The sequence below is a fragment of the Candidatus Effluviviaceae Genus I sp. genome (assembly GCA_016867725.1).
Classification (GTDB): domain Bacteria; phylum Joyebacterota; class Joyebacteria; order Joyebacterales; family Joyebacteraceae; genus VGIX01.
In genome coordinates this window covers 1-4,934 of the sequence record VGIX01000067.1, presented here as the reverse complement: position 1 = coordinate 4,934, position 4,934 = coordinate 1, and the positions used below count along the sequence as shown (strand labels likewise).

General features: G+C 72.0%; 8 protein-coding genes and 1 pseudogene. All 9 read right to left on the bottom strand.

What is annotated here, in order from left to right; genetic code table 11:
* The coding region (gene msrA / locus FJY74_09240; GenBank protein MBM3308497.1) for a peptide-methionine (S)-S-oxide reductase MsrA at positions 1-1,279 on the bottom strand (1,279 nt) is incomplete at its 3' end.
* Between the two features lie 47 nt (positions 1,280-1,326).
* Complete coding sequence (locus FJY74_09235) at positions 1,327-1,944, bottom strand: GNAT family N-acetyltransferase (GenBank protein MBM3308496.1); 618 nt, start codon at positions 1,942-1,944, stop codon at positions 1,327-1,329.
* Between the two features lie 2 nt (positions 1,945-1,946).
* Positions 1,947-2,177 (bottom strand): hypothetical protein, encoded by a 231-nt coding sequence (locus FJY74_09230; GenBank protein ID MBM3308495.1) that lies wholly within the window; start codon positions 2,175-2,177, stop codon positions 1,947-1,949.
* Positions 2,178-2,205: 28 nt separating this feature from the next.
* Complete coding sequence (gene bamE, locus FJY74_09225) at positions 2,206-2,532, bottom strand: outer membrane protein assembly factor BamE (protein MBM3308494.1); 327 nt, start codon at positions 2,530-2,532, stop codon at positions 2,206-2,208.
* Between the two features lie 42 nt (positions 2,533-2,574).
* Positions 2,575-3,282: an MliC family protein gene (locus FJY74_09220; GenBank protein ID MBM3308493.1), complete on the bottom strand. Its 708-nt coding sequence runs from the start codon at positions 3,280-3,282 to the stop codon at positions 2,575-2,577.
* Positions 3,283-3,302: 20 nt separating this feature from the next.
* Positions 3,303-3,755 (bottom strand): hypothetical protein, encoded by a 453-nt coding sequence (locus FJY74_09215; protein MBM3308492.1) that lies wholly within the window; start codon positions 3,753-3,755, stop codon positions 3,303-3,305.
* Positions 3,756-3,781: 26 nt separating this feature from the next.
* A complete protein-coding gene (locus FJY74_09210) occupies positions 3,782-4,351 on the bottom strand; it encodes a hypothetical protein (protein MBM3308491.1) in 570 nt (189 codons plus the stop codon).
* A 58-nt stretch (positions 4,352-4,409) separates the two neighbouring features.
* Positions 4,410-4,698 (bottom strand): annotated as a pseudogene (locus tag FJY74_09205) (macro domain-containing protein).
* A gap of 33 nt (positions 4,699-4,731) precedes the next feature.
* A partial coding sequence (locus FJY74_09200; protein ID MBM3308490.1) for a hypothetical protein occupies positions 4,732-4,934 on the bottom strand: 203 nt, incomplete at its 5' end.

Below are 4,934 nucleotides of genomic sequence, written 5' to 3'. Positions count from 1 at the left end.
TGATGCAGTACCGGAGCCCCGTCGGCGCGGGACCGTCGTCGAAGACGTGCCCGAGGTGCGAGTCGGCGCCGGCCGAGCGCACCTCGGTCCTCTCCGCGCGCAGCGTGCGGTCGGGCCGCGTCACGACGGCACCCGGGGTAAGCGGCCGCGTGAAGCTCGGCCAACCGCAGCCCGAGTCGAACTTGTCGAGCGAGGTGAACAGGGGCTCGCCCGACACGACGTCCACGTAGATGCCGGGGCGCTCCTCGTCCCAGTGCTCGTTCCGGAACGGGGGCTCCGTCGCGTTCTCCTGCGTCACCGCGTACTGCAGCGGCGAAAGCGCGGCGCGGAGTTCCTCGTCCGTCGGCTTCGTGAACGCCGGCGCCGAGCCTGCATCCCCGTGCCGTCCGTCCGCCGCCCCCGCGAGGTGCTCGGCGAACCGGCTTCTCACCTTGGCGATCTTCGGGTCGATGACCGCCCTGCAGTACGGCTGGTCCGGGTTCTGCCGGTAGTAGTCGCGGTGATGGCCCTCCGCCGCGTAGAAGGTGGTGAGAGGCTCGATCTCCGTCACGACCGGGTCGCTCCAGCGCCCAGACGCCTCCGCCTCGCGCCTCGAGCGCTCGGCCGTCTCTCGCTGCTCCGCGCTGTGGTAGAAGATGACCGAACGGTACTGCGTGCCGACGTCCGCCCCCTGGCGGTTCAGCGTCGTCGGGTCGTGCGTCGCCCAGAAGACGTCGAGGAGCTCGGCGTACGAGATCACGGCCGGATCGAATGTGATCTGCGCCACCTCGGCGTGGCCCGTCCGTCCCGAGCACACCTGCTCATAGGTCGGATCAACGACGCGGCCACCTGCGTAGCCGGGAACGACGTCCTCGACACCTCTCAGTTCCCGGAACACCGCCTCGACGCACCAGAAGCACCCCGCTCCGAACGTCGCGATCTCATGCTCCGTCGGCATGTCCCCTCCGTCGTCCGCGCGCGCGAGCCGAGCCGCGAGGAAGTCGTCCTTCGACATCCCCGGCCAGATGCGCCAGATGCACGCCGGGCCACCCGGGATCAGACGGACGTGCCACTGAAGCGCGGCCGACCCGCCCAGCCCCATCATGAGCCGGAACGCCGTCTCCTGGTCCACGACGAGGTCGGCGCAGCGGTCCTCGGGCGGCGTGATGCCCCGAAGCAGAAGGTCCTGCCCGCAGCACGGGTTGGTCGACGTCGCCCACTTCGGGTTCTGCGTCGCGCAGCCGAGGGCGAGCGCGAGGGCGACCACCCAGAACCCGGCCGCGAGCCTCTTCGCACGCATGCGACACCTCACGTCACGCCGCGAGCGTCACTCCGCTCCCCGGGCCGCTACTCCGTCCCCCGCCGCATCACGACCCGCGCCCGCGAGGGCCGCGCCGCGACACGGAACCCCGCGCGCTCGTACTGCGCCGGCACGCCCATGAAGCTCGAGATGTCGGGGAGCGCCCTGCCCCGCGGCGCCGTCGGGTAGGCCTCGACCATCCGCGCGCCGCGCTGCTCAGCGAGCTCGGCCGCCGCGCGGATGAGCGCCACGGCGAGCCCGCGCCCGCGGTGCGACCTCGCCACGAACAGACAGACGATGGACCACACGGGCGTGTCGTCCAGCCGCCGGAGCACGCGCGACCGCTCGAGCGAGGCGAATCGCTCGCGCGGCGCGACCGAGCACCAGCCGACCGGCGTCCGCCCCTCGTAGACCATGACCCCAGGCACTTCGCCCGAGTCCACGATCCGCTTCATCGCGCGCCGGTTGCGCTCCCCGTGGTTCGCCCCGAACTCGGCGCGCGTCTGCCGCCACCACATGCACCAGCACCCGCCGCAGGCGCCGCTCTTCCCGAACAGGAGCTCGAAGTCACGCCAGCGCGCGGGCGTGAGAGGCCGGAACGTCAGCTTCCCCGGCGTTCTGTCGCCCGCGTCCCGCGCGCGCTCCGCCCGCTGTCCCGCGCCCATCGTCATCGCTTGACGATCAGGAAGACCAGCGCGACCACGACGGCCACGACAGCCCCGCTCGCGAGCGCGAGAAGGCTCCCACCCTGGATGCGCCCGCGCGACACGACGAGCGCGACCGCGAGCGCCACGGCGCTCACGACAAGCATGGCCAGGGCGCTGTTCGCGGCTGTGACGATGAGGAGGATGCACACGGCGATCGCCGACACGAGGTCCATGGGACTACGTTCTGCCATGACGCCTCTCCCGCGCCCAGCGGCGCCGCTACTCCTCGTGGTCCGTCGTGCTGAACGAGTAGGACGCGACAACGTTGTTCCTGTCGAAGCGGACGACGAGGTCGGTCGTGCTCCGCTCCCCGAACAGCCTGTACTTGTACTTCCCGTACGTCCACGTCCGCTGGCCGTCCTCGACGCCGGTCCTCCATGGAGCGCCGAACATGGACCGGATCTCCGCCTGCGTCGTCTTCCCGATCTGGATCTGCGAGACCGGGGACACGGGGAAGTCCCGGCCGACCGACGCGCACGAGCTCAGAAGCGCCGCGAGCGCGAGAAGGACCAGCGCGCGGCACGACACCGCTGCACAGCGAGCCATGCCATCCCTCCGTCCACCTGTGTTCTCACCCGAGCGCCGGTGTCACGGACACCACTCGGCGCCGTACGCGAGGCCGTGGTGGCCGCGCCAGCACCGGTACGCGCGCAACGCTCGCTCGACCCTCCACGCGCCGCCGGCCGTCCGCGCCAGGTGCAGCTCGTCCCAGATCGCGCGGACGGAGTCGTCGAGGAGGCCCTCGCGAACCACCGTCACCGTCGAGCCAGCCGCCGCTTCGGCGGCGCTGTCGACCTTGACCACGGAGACGACGCGCGCCTCGAGCCCGTCCGTGGCGCCCACGTGCTCGAGCGCGATCAGGAACGCGTCCCGGACCCAGGCCTCGCCGCGAAGTGCGGCCGCGTCGATCAGCTCATTGAGCGCGCTCACGTCCACGTCGTGAGAGGACAGCACCGGCACGTCGAACTGGGTCCTCCCGTCGCCCCCGGTCTCGAGCACGCTCGGCGCGAGGACGCAGCCGGACTTCACCAGGACGTCCCCGATCTCGAGGAACGCCTCCTCCCCCTTCGTCCAGAACGTGCGTTCGCCGTCGCTGTACCGGACGCCCGAAGCCGCGATGGTCTGCGGCAGCAGGAACGGCCCGCCGTCGAGGTAGAGCACGACGGCCTCCCACCGCCCGACCGGCTCCACGCGCAGCGTGTCGCACCCGCAGACGTAGAGCGCTCCCGAGGCCGGCGTCACGCAGAGCGCGACCGCCGCCGCGCATGCGGCGAGCGCTGCCGAGCGCCTGCTCATGGCGTGTCCCTCCGCTCGCCTCAGAAGTAGAACCTCGCCCCGATGCCTCCGCTCACGGAGAACTCGGTCTCGGGGACAAGGTCCACGACGGGCGCGATCTCGAGGAAGAAGTCGAACCGGCGATCCGCCGTCAGGTAGTCCAGTCCGATGGGCACCCGGATGCCGACGCGCGACCTCTCGCTCTCGCGGAACAGCACGCGCCCCCCGACGCCGACGTAGAACGGGAGCGCGCCCGGGAAGTCGATCTCGATGTCGTACCGGTGCCAGAGATAGTCGGCGTGCGCGTAGATCCACCCGCTCTCGTCGAGCGACCAGCCGACCGCTCCGTCGAACGCCGTCCGACTCCCCGACCAGACCTTGACGCTCACGCCCGTCGGCTCCCCGGCGATCAGGCCGAGCCCCACGTCGCCGGCGAACGCGCACGCCGTCAGCGCGAGCGTCGCGACAACCGCAAAGACCGGGGGTTTCCACACGGCGGCCTCCCTTCGCTCAGGCGCGCTCACCGAACGCGACTCCGGACCACGGCCTCCAGGACCGTGACGGCCGCGCTGAACCTGTCCTCGAACGTCTTGCCCGCCGCGTCGCGCGCGCCCGCGAGCGTGCAGGCGAGCCGCGCTTCCCGCTCGGCGTCGCCCGGGGCCCCCGCGTGTCCGTTCTCGGACACCTTGTACTCCCCGACGTCGGCAACCAGCCGCGCGAGGAGCCCCTCGACCGGCACGAGCGCGTCGCACGTCTCGCGGCCCCACAGGACGCTCCCCTCGAACATGGAGCCCTTGAGCCTGACGAGCGCGTCCTGCATGAGCCGGAGCTGCGGCTCGAGCACGCCCTCGGCGAGGGACCTGCGACCGTGCCGCTCGGAGAGCGACGCCGCGAGCGAGGGGACGGTGAGCGAGCCGAAGTCGGACACGAGTCGCTGGAGCGCGTACGCCTCGGACAGGATCGTCCTCGCAACCCTGAGCTCCTCGACCGCCTTCACGTGGGCTCGCCAGCCCCTGAAGACGACGAGCGCCGCGAGCGCGGCCACCAGGACCGCGAGCGTGACGATCAGCTGCCAGCTCGTCGCTGTCACCTCCCCGTGTCACCTGCCGCGCGCTTCGTTCCGGACACTCCCTCGTCCTCGTATGCTCTCAGAGCCTCGTCGCTGAAGCAAGCGAACACAACGCGCGTCGCGTCACCGCCCCCCAGGCCGGCCCCACCGCATGGATGACGAACCGCGCCGGCAGCCTGAACCCCGGCGCAATCCTCGCCTCGCCGATGGGGCACGGCGCCAGGCGTCTGCACGCCCACCGCCCGCTCCGGGCCGGCCGCCCGATGGACCGCCCCGCAGACGCCCCCGCCCGGCAGAAGGTCGCTGTTCCCGGCGTTCACGAGGGCGTCGAGGGCGGGCGTCGTGGTGTCCGCCAAGCGGGCGGTCATGCGCACTCCCTGTCACCGCAGCCGGTCCACCGGCTACGCGCCAGCGCCGTCCGCCGGGGCGCGGCGCTCGACCTCCGTGACCTCCCATCGCTCGTCGATCCACAGCCCGAGGACGGTCGCCGCCGGGAAGGCGCGCGCGACCTCCTCGACAGCAACGGCGAGCTCGCGTCGCTGCTGCTCGTCGGGCACTTGGTTCGCCGCGCAGTCGGCGTGCGCGACGACGGCGACCGCGCGCG

Bases quoted from the DNA above. Each gene is read 5' to 3' on its own strand.
- FJY74_09235 (MBM3308496.1), bottom strand. From the start codon at position 1,944: ATGGGCGCGGGACAGCGGGCGGAGCGCGCGCGGGACGCGGGCGACAGA.
- FJY74_09220 (MBM3308493.1), bottom strand. From the start codon at position 3,282: ATGAGCAGGCGCTCGGCAGCGCTCGCCGCATGCGCGGCGGCGGTCGCG.
- bamE (MBM3308494.1), bottom strand. From the start codon at position 2,532: ATGGCTCGCTGTGCAGCGGTGTCGTGCCGCGCGCTGGTCCTTCTCGCG.
- FJY74_09230 (MBM3308495.1), bottom strand. From the start codon at position 2,177: ATGGCAGAACGTAGTCCCATGGACCTCGTGTCGGCGATCGCCGTGTGC.